Genomic DNA, 15,517 nt, shown 5'->3' on the forward strand with positions numbered 1-15,517 from the left:
AGGGGAATAATTCCTAGTAAATGATCTTTAATTATGAATATTAGAACACGATTGAGATTTTTTATCTCACTTTTTATACTTATGATATCCTTTGGATTTTTATCGGCTCAAGATAAAAATTATGAATTGGGGTCAATTGTATTGCTGTCTGGCAAAGTTGTAGAAGGTAGTATAAATTGGCAACCAAGAAAAAGTCCCTCTGAAATTACATTTATGGATTTAGATGGTAAAATCAGTACTTTGACAACAACTGATATTAAAAGTTTTAGTCTTGAAAGTGGTTTCGTTTTTTTAGAAAATAAAGAAATAGCCGAAGGTGAATTTATTCAGTTCCTTTTTGATGGGGAAATCTCTCTGTTTAAGAGAGACGTCAATTACTATTTACGTAACAATGCCGGTCAAATTTTACCATTGGTGAGGCCTACAACAGAGCAGCTGTTTAACAATCAGGAAAATACAGTTAAAACAAGGAATTTGGGTATTATCAGTACTCTAACTCAAGGATCATGTAACCCTACCGACAAAATCGATTTTAATTATTTCCGATTAAGTGATGAAACCCTAATAGAAATATTAAGAAAATATCACAAATGTAAAAAACTTGATTACACAGAAAACTTCTACAAGAAAAGCAAATTAAGAATCTCATTCATTTTAGCTGGAGGAATGAATTTCCAAAGTAATTATGAGTCAAAACCGATAAATCCAAAATTAAATATCAACGCAACCCAATTTAATAGTCCTGAAATCTTCGTTGGAGTAAGATTATCTGAAATCAGGTTTGTTCCCAAAAAAATGTTTGTTGATTTTCTTTTTTCCTACAGCCAAAGGTCATCAGAAGTTCTTTCCCAATTCGAAGATCAAACTGCCCGGGTTTTAGGATCTCATGAATATAAAAAGCAATCTTTCAGAGCACCGTTTACTTTAAACTATAACTTTTTAAACAACTCAAAACTTAATACTTATGCTGGGCTAGGAGGGATTTTCCAATTTCATACAACTGATTCTTCCTTTTCTATTGTAGATTCCCAAATTAAAAGTGAAAACCTTTCAATTCTCACCGAAAGATCTTGGAACAGTATAAGAGCAACTACGTTGTCGCCAAGCTTCAAACTAGGATTTAATTATAAAATAAAAGAAAAATCAAACGTATTTACTGAATTGATTATTTCACACGTATATGAATCAGAAAGTATTGATTTTACAAATAGAAAAGGCACTTACAATCAGCTTTTGACTCAACTTCTCGTTGGTTTTTCATTCTAAGATTAGATTAAGACAACATGAAAAATTATTTATTTATATTCATTATTATCCATCTCCTAGGTATTTTTTCCTGCCAAGAGGCAGTTGAAATAGAAATACCTAACCCCCAATTCAGTATTTCTTATATTCAAGACATAGATGAAAATGGAGTAGAATTCGCGGCTGATGTTTATATATTAGGTAGTTTACCAGTTTTAGAACATGGTTTTTTGTATGCCGGCAGTAATACAATTCCCAGAATTGGGAATGGTGAAGTTGTTAAAATTGAAGGTGAACCAGGAAAAACATTTTCAGCAAAAGCCACTCATTCTATGGAAAGAGGACTTTTTTATAATGTAGCTGCATATATGCGAACCGCAGACGGTTATGTGTATTCTGAACCTGTAAGATTTCAAAGTGAAGGAAGTAGTGGTTTTGTTTTTGAAAATATCGAAATACCGAGTCCAATTTACTTTGGAGATACAATAACTGTTTTTGCTTCAAACTTAAGTAAGCTGATCCAATCTTATGAAGTAACTGTTTCAGATAAAAAAGCAAAGATTGTTGAGATAAATAGCAATTCCTTCAAATTCATTTTACCAGGACCATTTGATTCAGACAAAACCAGTTACAATTTTATTATCAAAGTAGCAAATAAAACTTTAAATGCATTTTTTCCTTTAGATATCATAAAACCGATACTTTCTGAAGACTTGAAATCTTACAACTATAGCGATACTGTATTAATCAAAGGGAAATACCTATTATCAGAAAAAATTTCAATTCAAAGTCCAGAACGGAGTCCAAGAGATTTTGAATCTTTGATAAGTAACAACGATAGTTTAATTACTTTTAAATTAGATGGATTATTTACTTCATTAGAACCTACTATTGATTTAATAATTAGAGGAATAAAATTTGATAATCAAAAAATAATCAAAATAAATCCAACAGAAATAAATCCAGGTCAAAAACTAGCTGTAAGTAACGAAATAAATGAAATTTATGAAATATTTGGTAAAAATTTTAATAATACTTTAACAAATAATTTTAACGAAATAATTCAAATTAATGGGGAAAATAGTAACATATTCACATATGCGAAACAGCCAGAAATAAATAAAATATTTTTAAAACAAAACACTCCTTTATTCGGGAGGTTTAATGAACTTACCATTTCTAGTTTGAGTCATAAATTTAAAAATTCGGTTCTAATTGAACAAACTCTTCCAGATATACAGATTCAGCAACCCGAGGCAGCATTTAACAATACATATAATTTACTTAATATTGCAAAATCATTTCAAGGATTAAAGTCAAGAAATATTTTTACATTGTATGGGTCTATACTTGAATTTGACACCAAATCAAGTCAAATGATTGAAAGAATTTCCTCAGATCTATTTGATACAAATAATGAATACTTACAATATGGTACTGAAAACATATTTAACCTTCAGCACAGTGAAAATATTGTCTTTGTTTCATTCTATTCCTATAATGAATCTAATCCCTACTTTTTAAAAATTGATTTAGGTTCTAGAACAACAACAATACTTCCTCGCCTCCCTATTAATTTATACCAGCCAAGAAGAGTGTTTTCAACGGATCAATATCTTTATTTGGAGGGGGGTCAATTATGGGAGGAAATGGGGATACTTGGAGAAGTTACAAATGATAGGTGGAGATTTAATTTTTCAAATGAAACTTGGGAAAAATTATCTGATGTAAACTTTGATACCTCATCTCCTGTTTTTGAAATAGTTAACAAAAAGGATAATAAAAATTCAGTTTTAGAGCAAGATATATCTGGAATGAAAGTTCTAAGATTCAATGAAAACTTAGAACAGTGGGTGCAAGAGTCTATTTTTCCGATTCAAAACACTCAATGCTATGCTTTTATAGAAACAGATTCGGAGATTGTTTACATGGCTAATTCAGGGGTAAATACTTTAGATAAAATTTCTAAACAAGTCAAATTCTATGAAAGTCAATCAACACAGTTTCAATCACAGATAAATAAAAAAATGATTTTTAACAATGACCAGAAATTTATATACTTCCACAATGATAAATATTTTACTGAGTTTGATTACTTCTATATTGATCTCCCCTGACAAATTGCCAATAAAATAAGCTTGGCATAAGCATTGAATTAATTGGAAGAACCTTCTAAATTGAAGGTTCTTTCTTATTTTATGATTTAACATGACAGCCGGCCTGTCATCTTGTCCTTTATGAACAATTACGAAAATCAATTATATCAATCTTTAATGGTAGGCGACTACGCCGGAGAAGGCGATCTGATCCAACTCATCACTGATGATGAAGCAGATGATATCTCACAACAAGAAAACTACTCCAGCGAAATCCCAATCCTCTCTGTCAGAAATACTGTACTTTTCCCTGGCGTCGTGATTCCTATCACTGTGGGCAGACAGAGATCAATCAAATTGGTCAAAAAAGCACAGCGTGGAGATAAGCTTATAGGTGTTTGTGCACAAATCAACCCTAACAATGACGACCCTTCTTGGGAAGACATCTACCATGTAGGTACACTGGCCAAAATCATCAAAATGATAGTGCTTCCGGATGGAAACACAACCATCATCATCCAAGGGAAAAAGCGATTCCAAATCACGGACACACTTACCGAAGACCCATATTTCACTGCAAAGGTGGCTTACCTGGAAGAAAACTTCCCGAAAAACAGCAAAAAAATCGAGGCGCTGGAAGAGTCGCTCAAAGATGCTGCTGCCAAAATTCTCCATCTAAATCCAGAAATCCCAAGAGAAGCGCAAGTTGCATTAGATAATATCGACAATACGCCATTTCTTACACATTTTCTTTCTTCCAATATCAATGCACCTGTAGAAGCCAAGCAAAAGCTGCTAGAAATCAATGATGGCGTAGAGCGTGCTACCTTGCTGCTGGAGTTTATGATGAAGGACATCCAAATGCTGGAGCTGAAAAGTGAAATCCAAAAGAAAGTTCACACAGATATCGATCAACAGCAGCGAGATTACTTCCTCAGACAGCAGATGAAGGTCCTGCAAACTGAATTGGGAGAAGAAGGTCCAGAAAAAGAAGTCGAAGAACTCAGGCTCAAAGGCGCGAAGAAAAAGTGGCCTCAAGCTGTAGCCAAACACTTTGAAAAAGAACTGGATAAAATACTAAGAATCAACCCATCCGCTGCTGAATACCCAATAGCACTCAACTATGCGGAAACATTGGTAGAACTGCCTTGGAATGAACTGACAGAAGATAACTTTGATCTAAAGAGAGCTAAGGAAATCCTCGACAAAGACCATCACGGCCTTGAAAAAGTCAAAGAAAGAGTCATTGAGTATTTGGCTGTACTGAAACTAAAGAATGACCTCAAGGGGCCCATCCTTTGTCTCTACGGCCCTCCGGGTGTTGGTAAAACATCCCTTGGAAAATCCATTGCCAAAGCGCTTGGTAGAAAATATATACGCATGTCACTCGGTGGGGTGCATGATGAAGCAGAAATCCGCGGACATAGAAAAACGTACGTGGGAGCCATGCCAGGTAAGATCATTCAAAACATGAAAAAGGTCAAAACTAGCAACCCTGTCTACGTCTTGGATGAAATAGATAAGCTGAGCTCTGACTTCAGGGGAGATCCCTCTTCTGCATTTCTAGAAGTGCTAGATCCTGAACAAAACAGCACTTTCACAGATAACTATTTGGAAGTAGAGTACGACCTTTCCAAGGTCCTTTTCATCGCCACTGCTAATTCTCTTGATAGTATTCAGCCTGCCTTGAGAGACAGAATGGAGATCATCGAAGTGACGGGCTACACCATGGAAGAGAAATTGGAAATTGCCAAGAAGCATTTGATCCCAAAGCAAAGAAAAGAACATGGCTTAAAGGCAAAGGACTTATCCTTTGACAAGACAGCCATTGCCAAAATTATAGAAGACTATACCCGTGAATCTGGCGTAAGAAGCCTAGAGCGTGCAGTAGGAAAAGTAGTCAGGAATGTAGCCAAATCCATCGCTATGGAGGAGGAATACAGCAAGAAGATTACACCTGAAGCAGTGAGAAAAATCCTTGGTGGAGAGATCTTCGATAAGGAAATGTATCAAGACAACAGTGTAGCTGGAGTGGTAACTGGTTTGGCTTGGACTTCTGTAGGCGGAGAGATACTCTTTATAGAAACAGCCTTGAGTAGAGGTAAGGGCAAACTTACACTCTCTGGTCAGCTTGGAGATGTGATGAAAGAATCAGCCATGACTGCCCTCTCTTACCTCAAATCAAAAGCTGAGAAACTTGGCATAGACTACAGGGTCTTTGATCAATATGACCTCCACGTACACGTACCTGCCGGTGCTGTACCAAAAGACGGCCCTTCAGCGGGTATTACCATGCTGACAGCGATGGCTTCGCTTTATACGCAAAGAAAAGTGAAATCAAAAATTGCCATGACTGGAGAAATTACCCTTAGGGGAAAGGTAATGCCAGTGGGTGGTATCAAAGAAAAAATACTAGCAGCTAGAAGGGCTGGTTTGAAGGAAATCATTCTTTGTCAGAAGAATAAAAGAGATATAGAGGAAATCGACGAGCAATACTTGAAAGGTATCAATTTCCACTTTGTCGACAATGTAGATCAAGTATTGGAAATCGCCTTGATGAAATCCAAAGTAGAGGAGCCGATGAAGTTTACCTTCACTAGCGAAATCAACAACAATTGAAATCAAGGCGGCTCTATAGCATTTTGATCATGCTGGGACTAATCGTAGAGTCCCAGCAGATTACATTAGCTCAGACCAGTCAAGCAGCATTCAATTTTGTAGATCATCCCAGCCAAGCCAAGTTGGCCGCTTTGGGAGGAGTCAACCTAACGGCTGGTAATGATCCCTTGATGTTCCTATCCAATCCTGCCCTGCTGGACAGCAGTAGATTAAATACTCCTGCATTTCATTACCTCAACTTTCCTGGTGGAATCAATGTAGCGACCTTAGGTTATAATTTTGAAGGCTTTTCTGATGGCATTATTGGTATTGGCTTGCAATACTTCAATTATGGAGATTTTCAAGGCTTCAATGACTTAGGCCAGAGTACTGGAGAATTCAATGCTAACGAGTTTGCACTGATAGTGGGCTATTCCAAAAGTCAGGGAGTATTTCGGTATGGTACTAATTTGAAATTATTGGGGTCAGTATTAGAAAGTTTTCAAGCTTATGCCCTTGTTATGGATTTTGGAGTGAATTACCATCATCCCGAACAAGACCTAGTTTTGGCTTTCAACCTTAGAAACATCGGGTTCAATATCAAAAACTATATCGAAGGGCAAAATCTCCAATTACCTACTGACTTTAGGGTTGGGGCAAGTTACAAGCCTGAATATGCTCCATTTCGATTCCATCTGAGTTTGAGAAATCTGCAAGGAAGAGAAGTAGACTTCTTTATTCCTGATCCATTTAGAAACAATGAAGAGCTAGGAACTGTTGATCAAATGTTCAGAAGAGTTGTATTCGGGGTAGAAATATTACCTTCAGAGCATTTCAATCTGAGACTAGGATATAATCATCTGATTAGGAAAGAATTTGAAACAGCTAATGGTGCAGGAGCTGGAGGCTTTTCGGGAGGCTTTTCATTTATGGTAAAGCAATTTGAACTCTCCTATTCCCGCATGTTTTATAATATACCTGGGGGTTCCAATGTATTTGGGATTACTACTACCATCAACAAGAAAAGAACGTTCTAAAAACGTAAAAATATGAGAAGTGATTTTAAAGATTTAACACCAAAGCAGATTGTCGCCGAATTAGATAAATACATCATCGGTCAGCATGATGCCAAAAGAAATGTGGCCATAGCCCTCAGGAATAGAATCAGGAGGCTGATGGTAAAGACTGATATCCAAAAAGATATTGTCCCCAATAACATCTTGATGATCGGTTCTACAGGTGTGGGCAAGACAGAAATAGCGCGTAGGCTAGCCAAAATCGCCAATGCTCCTTTCACCAAAGTAGAAGCTTCAAAATTCACAGAAGTAGGCTATGTCGGTCGTGATGTTGAAAGCATGGTGAGAGACTTGGTAGAGCAATCTGTACATCTTGTACAAGCACAGAAAAATGAAGAGGTCAAAGAAAAAGCTGCTGCATCAGCAGAAGAAGCGATTTTGGATATTTTAATCCCTCCAGTGAAAGCTGCAGGTTTTGCAAGGTCTGTGGCACCATCTTCTTCAGAGTTTAATCCTGAAAATTCATCAGATGAAGAATTGAATGAAAGAACTAGGGAACGCTTCCGTGAAAAACTCCGCAACGGAGAAATGGAAGAACGCAAGATTGAGATCAGTGTAAAACAAAGCGCACCGATAGGTGTAGGGATGATCGGGAATGGGATGATGGATGACGCCAGTATGGCCGGACTTCAAGATATGATCAGCGGGATGATGCCTAAAAAAACCAAGAAACGAAAAGTAACCATCGCTGAAGCTAGAAAAATTCTTACTGAAGAAGAGGCTAGTAAATTAATAGACTTTGATGAAGTAAAAGAAGAAGCTATTCACCTAGCAGAAAACAATGGTATCATCTTCATCGATGAAATTGACAAAATTGCTTCCAAATCAAGTAAATCTGGAGGTGGCCCAGATGTATCTAGAGAAGGTGTACAGCGGGATCTCCTGCCAATAGTCGAAGGTTCGGCTGTCAATACCAAATACGGTATTATCAATACTGACCATGTTTTATTCATCGCAGCTGGAGCATTTCATGTAGCCAAGCCATCAGATTTGATTCCAGAACTTCAAGGAAGATTTCCGATCAGGGTAGAACTGAGTAGCTTGACAGAAGAAGACTTCTACAGAATTCTGAAAGATCCAAAAAATGCACTTACCAAGCAATATCAAGCACTATTTGAGTCAGAGGAAGTTTATTTAGAGTTCAATGATGAATCCATCCAAGAGATCGCAAAACTTGCATTTCAAATCAACGAAGAAGTCGAGAATATCGGAGCTAGAAGACTACATACTGTTATGAGTCATTTGCTCAATGACTTCCTGTTTGAAGTACCTGACACTATAGAGGCCAATTCAAAAATCATGATTACCAAAGAAATGGTTCAAGAAAGACTCAGTGTATTAGTCAAAAATCGAGACCTTTCTCAATACATCCTTTAAAAACATATCAGGCTACCTCGTTGGGTAGCCTTTTGTTTGTAAATTGAATTACAATCAAATAAAAATTGATCGTTCGATTTAGTTTTGAATTAAATAATATATGATTATCCGCAATGACACCAGTAATTCAATAAAACGAAAGAATCAAGCGGATAATCGTCGACTGATGACGGTCGACCGTCGACAACAGCTGAGTTTTAGGTATGAGTCTAATAAAATATGATTACTGGTGTGAAAGCGGATATACATAAAATAATAATACAAATGCAATCTCTCTACATCATTACAGGATCAAGTAAAGGAATAGGCAAAGCACTCCTGGAACAACTGAGTCAAGATTCCAAAAATCAAATCATAGGTATTTCTAGATCAGAGGTTAATTCAGATAAACCTAATGTTCAAAATATTTCATTGGATCTTGGTAATTTCAATTTAATCAGACAAAGTTTTGATGGCATATTTCCAGAGGGAGAATATCGGCGTATTGTATTGATCAATAATGCTGGATGGATTGGTCAGATTGATTATTTCGGCAAGCTCAAAGCAAAAAATATCCAAGATATTTTTAACATCAATACCATCGCTCCTGCTCTCTTAATGAATGAATTTGTACATCGATTTGCTGAATACAAACAAGCAGAGCGCTTGGTCATCAATATCAGCTCTGGCGCAGCTAGAAAAGGTATTGATGGTTGGTCAGGTTATTCTGCTTCTAAAGCAGCTTTGAATATGATGAGTGAAGCCGCGCAAGAAGAAGCCCAAAAAACAGATTCGGGAATAAAATTTTTCGCACTTTCCCCGGGAGTTGTGGATACAGCTATGCAAGAAGATATCCGCTCAGCACCAGAAAAAGGATTTTCTTTATTGGATAAATTTAAAGGACTTAAAGCAGATAATGCATTGAGTAGCCCTGATGCCGCAGCAGAAAAAATTATCTATTTGATTCAAAACAACGCTGATTTTAAAGGAGTCCTTCAGGATGTCAGGGAGTTCTAAATATCCTTTTTAGGATAGTCATCAAACCATATAGTTGCATTTGCCCTTTCAATATCTCTCCAATTTGTGGCTTGAAATGTAAATCCATATTGACCTGAAGTAGGAAGGTTGTCAATCTGACCTCCAAGCTCCCATATCAAATCATTGAGCCCCGGATTGTGCCCGAAGATAAAAAGCACCCCAATAGCTACAGGGATATTTCGCAAATATTCTAAAATCTCAGAAGCATCAGCATGATATAATTCACGCGTAAAATGAATGGACTCTTTTGGGAAATCCAGCTGTTCAGCTATGATTTGAGCAGTTATTTTGGCTCGCTCAGCATCAGAAGAAAGCATCATATCAGGATATACTCCTCTTTTTTTCAGCCGCTGACCCATTCTTGGAATATCTCTGAGGCCCCGTTCTGCAAGAGGTCTTTGGTGATCACTCAAATATGGGTTGTCCCATGCAGATTTGGCATGACGAATCAATACTAACTTTTTCATATTTATAAAATTAATTCTTTTTGGTCATCCAGAATCCTCCAAATATTCCCCTATCAATTCACAATTTTTCGCTCCAAGGACTTTTTATAACACCAATTTAACGAAATATTTTTTTGTTTTTTTAGCCATATTATTTACATTTATCGAACATTTAACCACATAATTTAATATTTCATTATGCTTACCGGTACAGTAAAATTCTACAACGACGCAAAGGGATTCGGTTTTATCGTAGATGACGAATCTCAAAGCGATGTGTTTGTGCATGCAACAGGTCTTTTAGACAAAGTAGCACAAGACGACAAAGTAACCTATGACGTGAAAGAGGGCAAAAAAGGCCCTAATGCTATAAATGTAAAAAAAGTATAGTCACAACCCAGCACTAGGTGAAAAGCAAAAGAGTAGTGAGTTATCGCTACTCTTTTTCAATTTAAACTATTTATTTCCTAACATTCTTCAACTCTATTCGCCTCAGTTCTTCATCTAGTTTTTTTCCAGTAATCCACTCACCTCTGACTACTATGGAATGAATAGCTTTTAGAGCTTCCAAATCTTCTAAAGGATTTCCTTCCAACAACACAAAATCAGCGGATGATCCTGGAATCAATTCCCCAAACTCACCCTCCTGCTCAAAGTATTTAGCCACATTGATAGACCCTGTTCTTAAAATATCCAAGGGGCTGATTCCTGCTTCTGACATAGAAGCGATTTCATGATGAATAGAAAATCCCGGGACATTGAAAACCTGAGGAGAATCCGAGCTCATGATTATAGGAACCCCACTTTGATGCAACTTCATTAGTAACTCCTTTCTGAACTCAAGATAGGGAAGCACATTTTCTTCCTTCAAAATCCCTTGTGCTTCGAGCATTTTTTTTTGATTGACCCACTGCTGAACCTGCAACCCAGGCATGTATTTCATCTCAGGAGCCAGGCGAAATTCATCTGCAGGAATGTACCCAAAAAAACGCTCAAATAAGGTCAACGTGGGGGCAATCCATGCTTTCTGCTGCAAAGTCAACTCAATCATAGCTGGTAATTTCTCCATATCAATATCCTTGACCAACAACATACTAAAAGGCCCTGCAATCTGGGGATCAAGTTTATCTTTATCAGCTATCAAAGCCTCAATATACCCGTCCATGTGTTCTATAGATCGATAGCCATTCAGCAGGGACTGCTCCAAACCAACATTTAAAGACACATGTCCTCCAAATTTGATTCCTTCAGCTTTTGCGGTGGTACTGATAGCCATAAACCTGGGCATATCTAAGCCCGGATGCAGCTTCAAGTGATCATAACCGGCTGTTGCTTGTTCGCTAACCATACGATTCCCTGTCTCAGCATCCGCTACCGAATCACCATTCAGAGAAGGTCCCGCGGCAAATATTCTAGGGCCTGTGATTTCTCCCTTGCTGATTTTATCTTTGAGAACTAAGTGAGAAGGATGCCCAATCATGCCTCGTACATTCAACACCCCATTAGCCAAATACAACCACATCACATCTTGTAAATAAGAGAAGTCGTCGGAATTGGTGGTTGGGATATGGGAATGCATCTCTGCTAGACCGGGGATTACAAAAGCTCCATTTCCATCTATGATAGTGGTATTCCTATTTGTTGGAAGCCCTTGAACTTCGGGTGCTATCTGGTGGATCTTATCTGCTTTCACATGGATATAATGATCCTTAAGGACCTGACCCGTGCGTACATCTATGATATTGATAGAAGTAAAGATATGATCCTGTGCTATCAGATTTGAAAAGAAAAGCAAGCATATAATCAAACTGGGAATCCTGTATATTAGTGTGTTCATGTTATGAAAATTTATAATGATTGACCAAGTGCTTTCTCGTGATCAAAGCCATCTTGGTTCAAGTTAAGAATTTTAATTATTTTCATGAGTCAATAATCATTTTTCAGTGAATATTCGAACAATCAAAAAGAAAAGAGACTACTATCTATTGAAAAAACTCTTAAAATAAATTAAAGTCATACTAATCCACGACAGAAGCGCTAACTTGGAGCAGTAATATCTGCTTTCTTGACTGAGAAAGATAAACTTATGATACAGTCCACAGCAATCCACACAGATAAATTTTATTCCAAAAAAGTAAGCGATCTCCACCATCGCAATTTGAGAGTATGTCTCTCTGAAACACCAATTTTCGAAGCCGCGCAAATAATGGCAAAGGAAAAAATCTCTTGTCTATTCATTGGAGAATCGGAACAAAAAATCCAAGGATTTGTCACAGACATCACCTTAAGAGACGAAGTAATTGCTAAACAATTGAACCCGACTTTACCAATTGAATCAGTGATGGACAGAGGGATTGTAGCAATTTCTCAAGATGCTTTTTTATATGAAGCTCTTCTTCTGATGTTCCAGACTAAGACCAGATATTTACTTGTGAGGGATAAAGAAAATTATGTAGGCTGGATCAGCAGAAATAAAATCCTAACAGAGCAATCTCAAGGGCCTTTTATCTTCATTCAATCTGTCAAGCAAGCGATGAGCGTAGGGGAACTACGAGAAAAGTGGCGGCAAGTTCCTAAAATCATTCATCAACTCGTCACTAATGGACTGAAGGCTGAAATTATCAATCAAATCATCACCACAATATCTGACACCATTGCACTTAGAGTCATAGAGAACACCATTCGAGAAGTAGGGCCTCCGCCTGCCAAATTTGTGTTTTTTGTACTTGGAAGCGAAGGTAGAGGTGAGCAAACGCTCAAAACTGATCAAGACAATGCCATTATCTATGAAGACAAAGCAAATGAACAAAGAGAGTTGGTGAGGGCCTACTTTTTAGAATTTGCCAGTCGTGTTTCTACTGGTTTAGATTTTATAGGTTTTAGTTTTTGTCAAGGTGGATTAATGGCAAAAAATCCCAAATGGACGCATTCTTTGAGTCATTGGAAAAGAAATTACGAAAGTTGGATTCAAGAATCTACTCAGGAAACCGTGATGAAATATGCGACTTTCTTTGATTGTAGGGCTATCTATGGGGAATTTGATATCCTCGAAGAATTAAAGGAATTTATGGACTTGCAGCTACAGAACCCTACCGAGCGCTTTTTTATGAATATGGGCACCAACTCCTTGCAATTTGAACCACCTCTGACCTTTTTTAAAAATATCAGAACCTTCAAAATCGATGGGGAAAAATTCTTCGATATCAAAAAGACCATGAGCCCAATCGTAGATTTGGCAAGAATATTCGCGCTAAAAAACAGGATTTTTGAGACAAATACAGGGAGTAGAATCTCTGCTTTGCAAAAGGCTGGCGTATTCACTGAAAAAGAGGCGCAAGAGCTCAGCCACGCCTACTATTACCTGATGGCATTGAGGCTTGAAAAACAAGCCCTCAGCATGATCGAGCACAATAGGTCACCTGAAAACTTTGTCAAGATCAAGGAACTTACGAAAGTCCAGCTTGTTACCTTGGTGGAAATTTTCAAAGTGATCAAAGAGTTTCAATTGAAGATTAAAGTGGAGTTTACTAAAAATTTATTTTAGTTAGTAAATCTCCAAATCATACTTCACCAAAAGTCCCCTGATACCGTCTTGTGAAAATTTGGCTTTTTTCATGTTATTTTGCTCCAAGTCAATACTATAATTGACAGCATACCTGAAATCAACTTTTGCTAAATTGGTGTCTAGAAACGTAGCTCCTGATAGGTCAGAATCTCGAAAATCAGATTCCATGAAATCTGCCCTTGAAAAATCTACTTCTGTTAGCCTACATTTTGAAAACTTTGTATTTCTTAATTTGCATTGATAAAATGATGTTTGATCTAGAATGCACGATTCAAATCCAAGACTCAATCCTATTGGGGCACATTTATCAAAACGCAAGGCTAATAATTTACAATCTTGGAAACTCACTTCTTGGAATGACACCTTGAAGAGATTTGCAAAACTAAGATTACACCCCTCAAATCGGCAGTTCAAGAATATCGATCCTGACAAATCTACTGAGGTGAAATCACAAGATATAAACTGGCAATTTTCATACTCTGTCTTAATGAACTCTAATAATTTGAAGTCTATTTGATTAAATACTTTTTCAAACATTATTTTTTAGAGTGAAGTCAATAATAATATTTAAATGACATTTATCAGATTTTTAGAAAACTTTGATCACCGAAATTAAGGACTTTTTCGAGGAAATTTGTGGGGTAATTGAAAGAAAAGATGAAAAGCCAACCAACTCTACTTCAAAAATATAATGTCCCTGCACCTAGGTATACATCCTACCCTACAGTTCCCCTTTGGGCGGATGATATGCAGGAAAGCAACTGGAAAGATTTGGTACGGATTGCTTATCAAGATTTTGGAGAAGATGAAGGGGTGACACTTTACATTCATTTACCCTATTGCGAAAGCCTCTGCACGTACTGTGGGTGTAACAAGCGCATTACAAAAAATCACACAGTAGAAACTCCTTACATAGAAACCATCATCAAAGAGTGGCAAGCTTACCTGCAGCTATTTGAAACACCCCCTAAGCTCGCTGGCATCCACTTGGGTGGGGGCACGCCGACTTTTTTTTCTCCCGAATCGCTTCAACAAATGCTCGGCTATATTTTAAGCACCTCAGAACTGATGCAGCATGCAGCATTGAGCTTTGAGGGACACCCAAATAATACCACAAGAGCACATTTACAGACATTATTTGATTTAGGATTCAGGCGTGTGAGTTATGGAATTCAGGATTTCAATCTTGAAGTCCAAAAGGCCATCCATAGAATTCAACCATTTGAAAAAGTCAAGGAAGCAACAGTTATCGCAAGAGAGATCGGGTACGAATCCATCAATTTTGACTTGATCTATGGACTTCCTCACCAGAATATCGCTACTATCGAAAATACTTTTGCAAAAGTAGCTGAATTAAGACCTGATAGGATTGCGTTTTATAGTTATGCACATCTTCCAGCTGCATTTCCAGCTCAAAAAAGTTTCGAGCAGTATCTACCTCAAGAAGCTGAAAAAAGAGCCCTCTATGAAAAAGGGAAAGAAATCTTAGCCAGCATGGGCTATTTGGAAGTAGGTATGGATCACTTCGCTTTGGAAAATGATCCTCTGTATCAAGCTAAAATCAACAAAACACTTCATAGAAACTTCATGGGCTATACCACTTCACCTTCCAAAATTTTGATTGGGCTTGGTAATAGCTCTATCTCTGATGTCTATTATGGTTATGCTCAAAACGCAAAAGGAATCAATGAATACAAAGAGAATATTAATCAAGAAAAACTTGCGATCAACAGAGGACATGCCATGACTACAGAAGACATTGCTACCAGAAATTTAATCCTCGACCTGATCTGCAATCAATCTGCTCAGTGGACTTATGCTTTCTTTGAGAAAATATCCGCTAAAAATTTAGCAAAACTCCACACCTTCCAATCAGAGGGATTGCTACAATTTGATCAGTTTGGAATTCAGGTTAAAGAAGCAGGACTACCTTTTGTGAGAAACATCTGTACGACTTTTGACCTTCGCATGCAAGCCAAGCAAGACAGGCAATTTGTATTTAGTAAGGCGATATAAAATATTTTAGCTCGCAATGATTTTGAAGGTTCAAAGTTATCAGTTCCAACTCTATCCCCCTGGATAGCAACTCAGGGCTAC

12 protein-coding genes are annotated in these 15,517 nt (G+C 37.4%); 9 read left to right on the forward strand and 3 right to left on the reverse strand.

All coding sequences use genetic code 11. The annotated features are described in order from the left end of the window. The first annotated feature begins 33 nt into the window (after positions 1 to 33). From CHB66_RS12870 to CHB66_RS12895, 6 genes are all read left to right on the forward strand, one after another. The gene (locus tag CHB66_RS12870; RefSeq protein ID WP_141107403.1) at positions 34 to 1,266 is read left to right on the forward strand and encodes a hypothetical protein; all 1,233 of its coding nucleotides are present in this window, start codon (positions 34 to 36) and stop codon (positions 1,264 to 1,266) included. Between the two features lie 17 nt (positions 1,267 to 1,283). Then, positions 1,284 to 3,362 (forward strand): hypothetical protein, encoded by a 2,079-nt coding sequence (locus tag CHB66_RS12875; RefSeq protein WP_089241595.1) that lies wholly within the window; start codon positions 1,284 to 1,286, stop codon positions 3,360 to 3,362. Positions 3,363 to 3,482: 120 nt separating this feature from the next. Next, a complete protein-coding gene (lon, locus tag CHB66_RS12880; RefSeq protein ID WP_089241597.1) occupies positions 3,483 to 5,960 on the forward strand; it encodes an endopeptidase La in 2,478 nt (825 codons plus the stop codon). A gap of 29 nt (positions 5,961 to 5,989) precedes the next feature. Further along, positions 5,990 to 6,976, forward strand: a complete 987-nt coding sequence (gene porQ, locus CHB66_RS12885; protein WP_245812730.1) for a type IX secretion system protein PorQ — start codon at positions 5,990 to 5,992, stop codon at positions 6,974 to 6,976. 12 nt (positions 6,977 to 6,988) lie between these two features. Then, positions 6,989 to 8,392, forward strand: coding sequence for an ATP-dependent protease ATPase subunit HslU (hslU, locus tag CHB66_RS12890; RefSeq protein ID WP_089241601.1), 1,404 nt, complete (start codon positions 6,989 to 6,991; stop codon positions 8,390 to 8,392). Between the two features lie 264 nt (positions 8,393 to 8,656). Continuing rightward, positions 8,657 to 9,388, forward strand: coding sequence for an SDR family NAD(P)-dependent oxidoreductase (locus tag CHB66_RS12895; protein ID WP_317045600.1), 732 nt, complete (start codon positions 8,657 to 8,659; stop codon positions 9,386 to 9,388). On the opposite strand, the gene CHB66_RS12900 is transcribed toward CHB66_RS12895, so the two are convergent. Then, the gene (locus CHB66_RS12900) at positions 9,385 to 9,876 is read right to left on the reverse strand and encodes a SixA phosphatase family protein (protein ID WP_089241603.1); all 492 of its coding nucleotides are present in this window, start codon (positions 9,874 to 9,876) and stop codon (positions 9,385 to 9,387) included. The two genes, CHB66_RS12895 and CHB66_RS12900, sit on opposite strands and share 4 nt — an antisense overlap. Before the next feature lie 177 nt (positions 9,877 to 10,053). Here CHB66_RS12900 and CHB66_RS12905 point away from each other — a divergent pair, with 177 nt between their 5' ends. Continuing rightward, a complete protein-coding gene (locus CHB66_RS12905; RefSeq protein ID WP_076502283.1) occupies positions 10,054 to 10,245 on the forward strand; it encodes a cold-shock protein in 192 nt (63 codons plus the stop codon). A gap of 70 nt (positions 10,246 to 10,315) precedes the next feature. Here the strand turns inward: CHB66_RS12905 and CHB66_RS12910 are convergent, their stop codons facing one another. Further along, positions 10,316 to 11,692: an amidohydrolase family protein gene (locus tag CHB66_RS12910; protein WP_089241605.1), complete on the reverse strand. Its 1,377-nt coding sequence runs from the start codon at positions 11,690 to 11,692 to the stop codon at positions 10,316 to 10,318. A gap of 249 nt (positions 11,693 to 11,941) precedes the next feature. Here CHB66_RS12910 and CHB66_RS12915 point away from each other — a divergent pair, with 249 nt between their 5' ends. Beyond that, entirely contained in the window at positions 11,942 to 13,399 is a 1,458-nt protein-coding gene (locus tag CHB66_RS12915; protein ID WP_089241733.1) for a DUF294 nucleotidyltransferase-like domain-containing protein, read from the forward strand. Here CHB66_RS12915 and CHB66_RS12920 read toward each other — a convergent pair whose 3' ends face one another. Further along, entirely contained in the window at positions 13,400 to 13,957 is a 558-nt protein-coding gene (locus CHB66_RS12920) for a pentapeptide repeat-containing protein (protein WP_089241608.1), read from the reverse strand. Between the two features lie 120 nt (positions 13,958 to 14,077). On the opposite strand from CHB66_RS12920, the gene hemN reads away from it, so the two are divergent. After that, entirely contained in the window at positions 14,078 to 15,436 is a 1,359-nt protein-coding gene (gene hemN / locus CHB66_RS12925) for an oxygen-independent coproporphyrinogen III oxidase (RefSeq protein WP_089241610.1), read from the forward strand. The last annotated feature ends 81 nt before the right edge of the window (positions 15,437 to 15,517 follow it).

The sequence above is a fragment of the Belliella buryatensis genome, assembly GCF_900188245.1.
Taxonomy (GTDB): Bacteria; Bacteroidota; Bacteroidia; order Cytophagales; family Cyclobacteriaceae; genus Belliella; species Belliella buryatensis.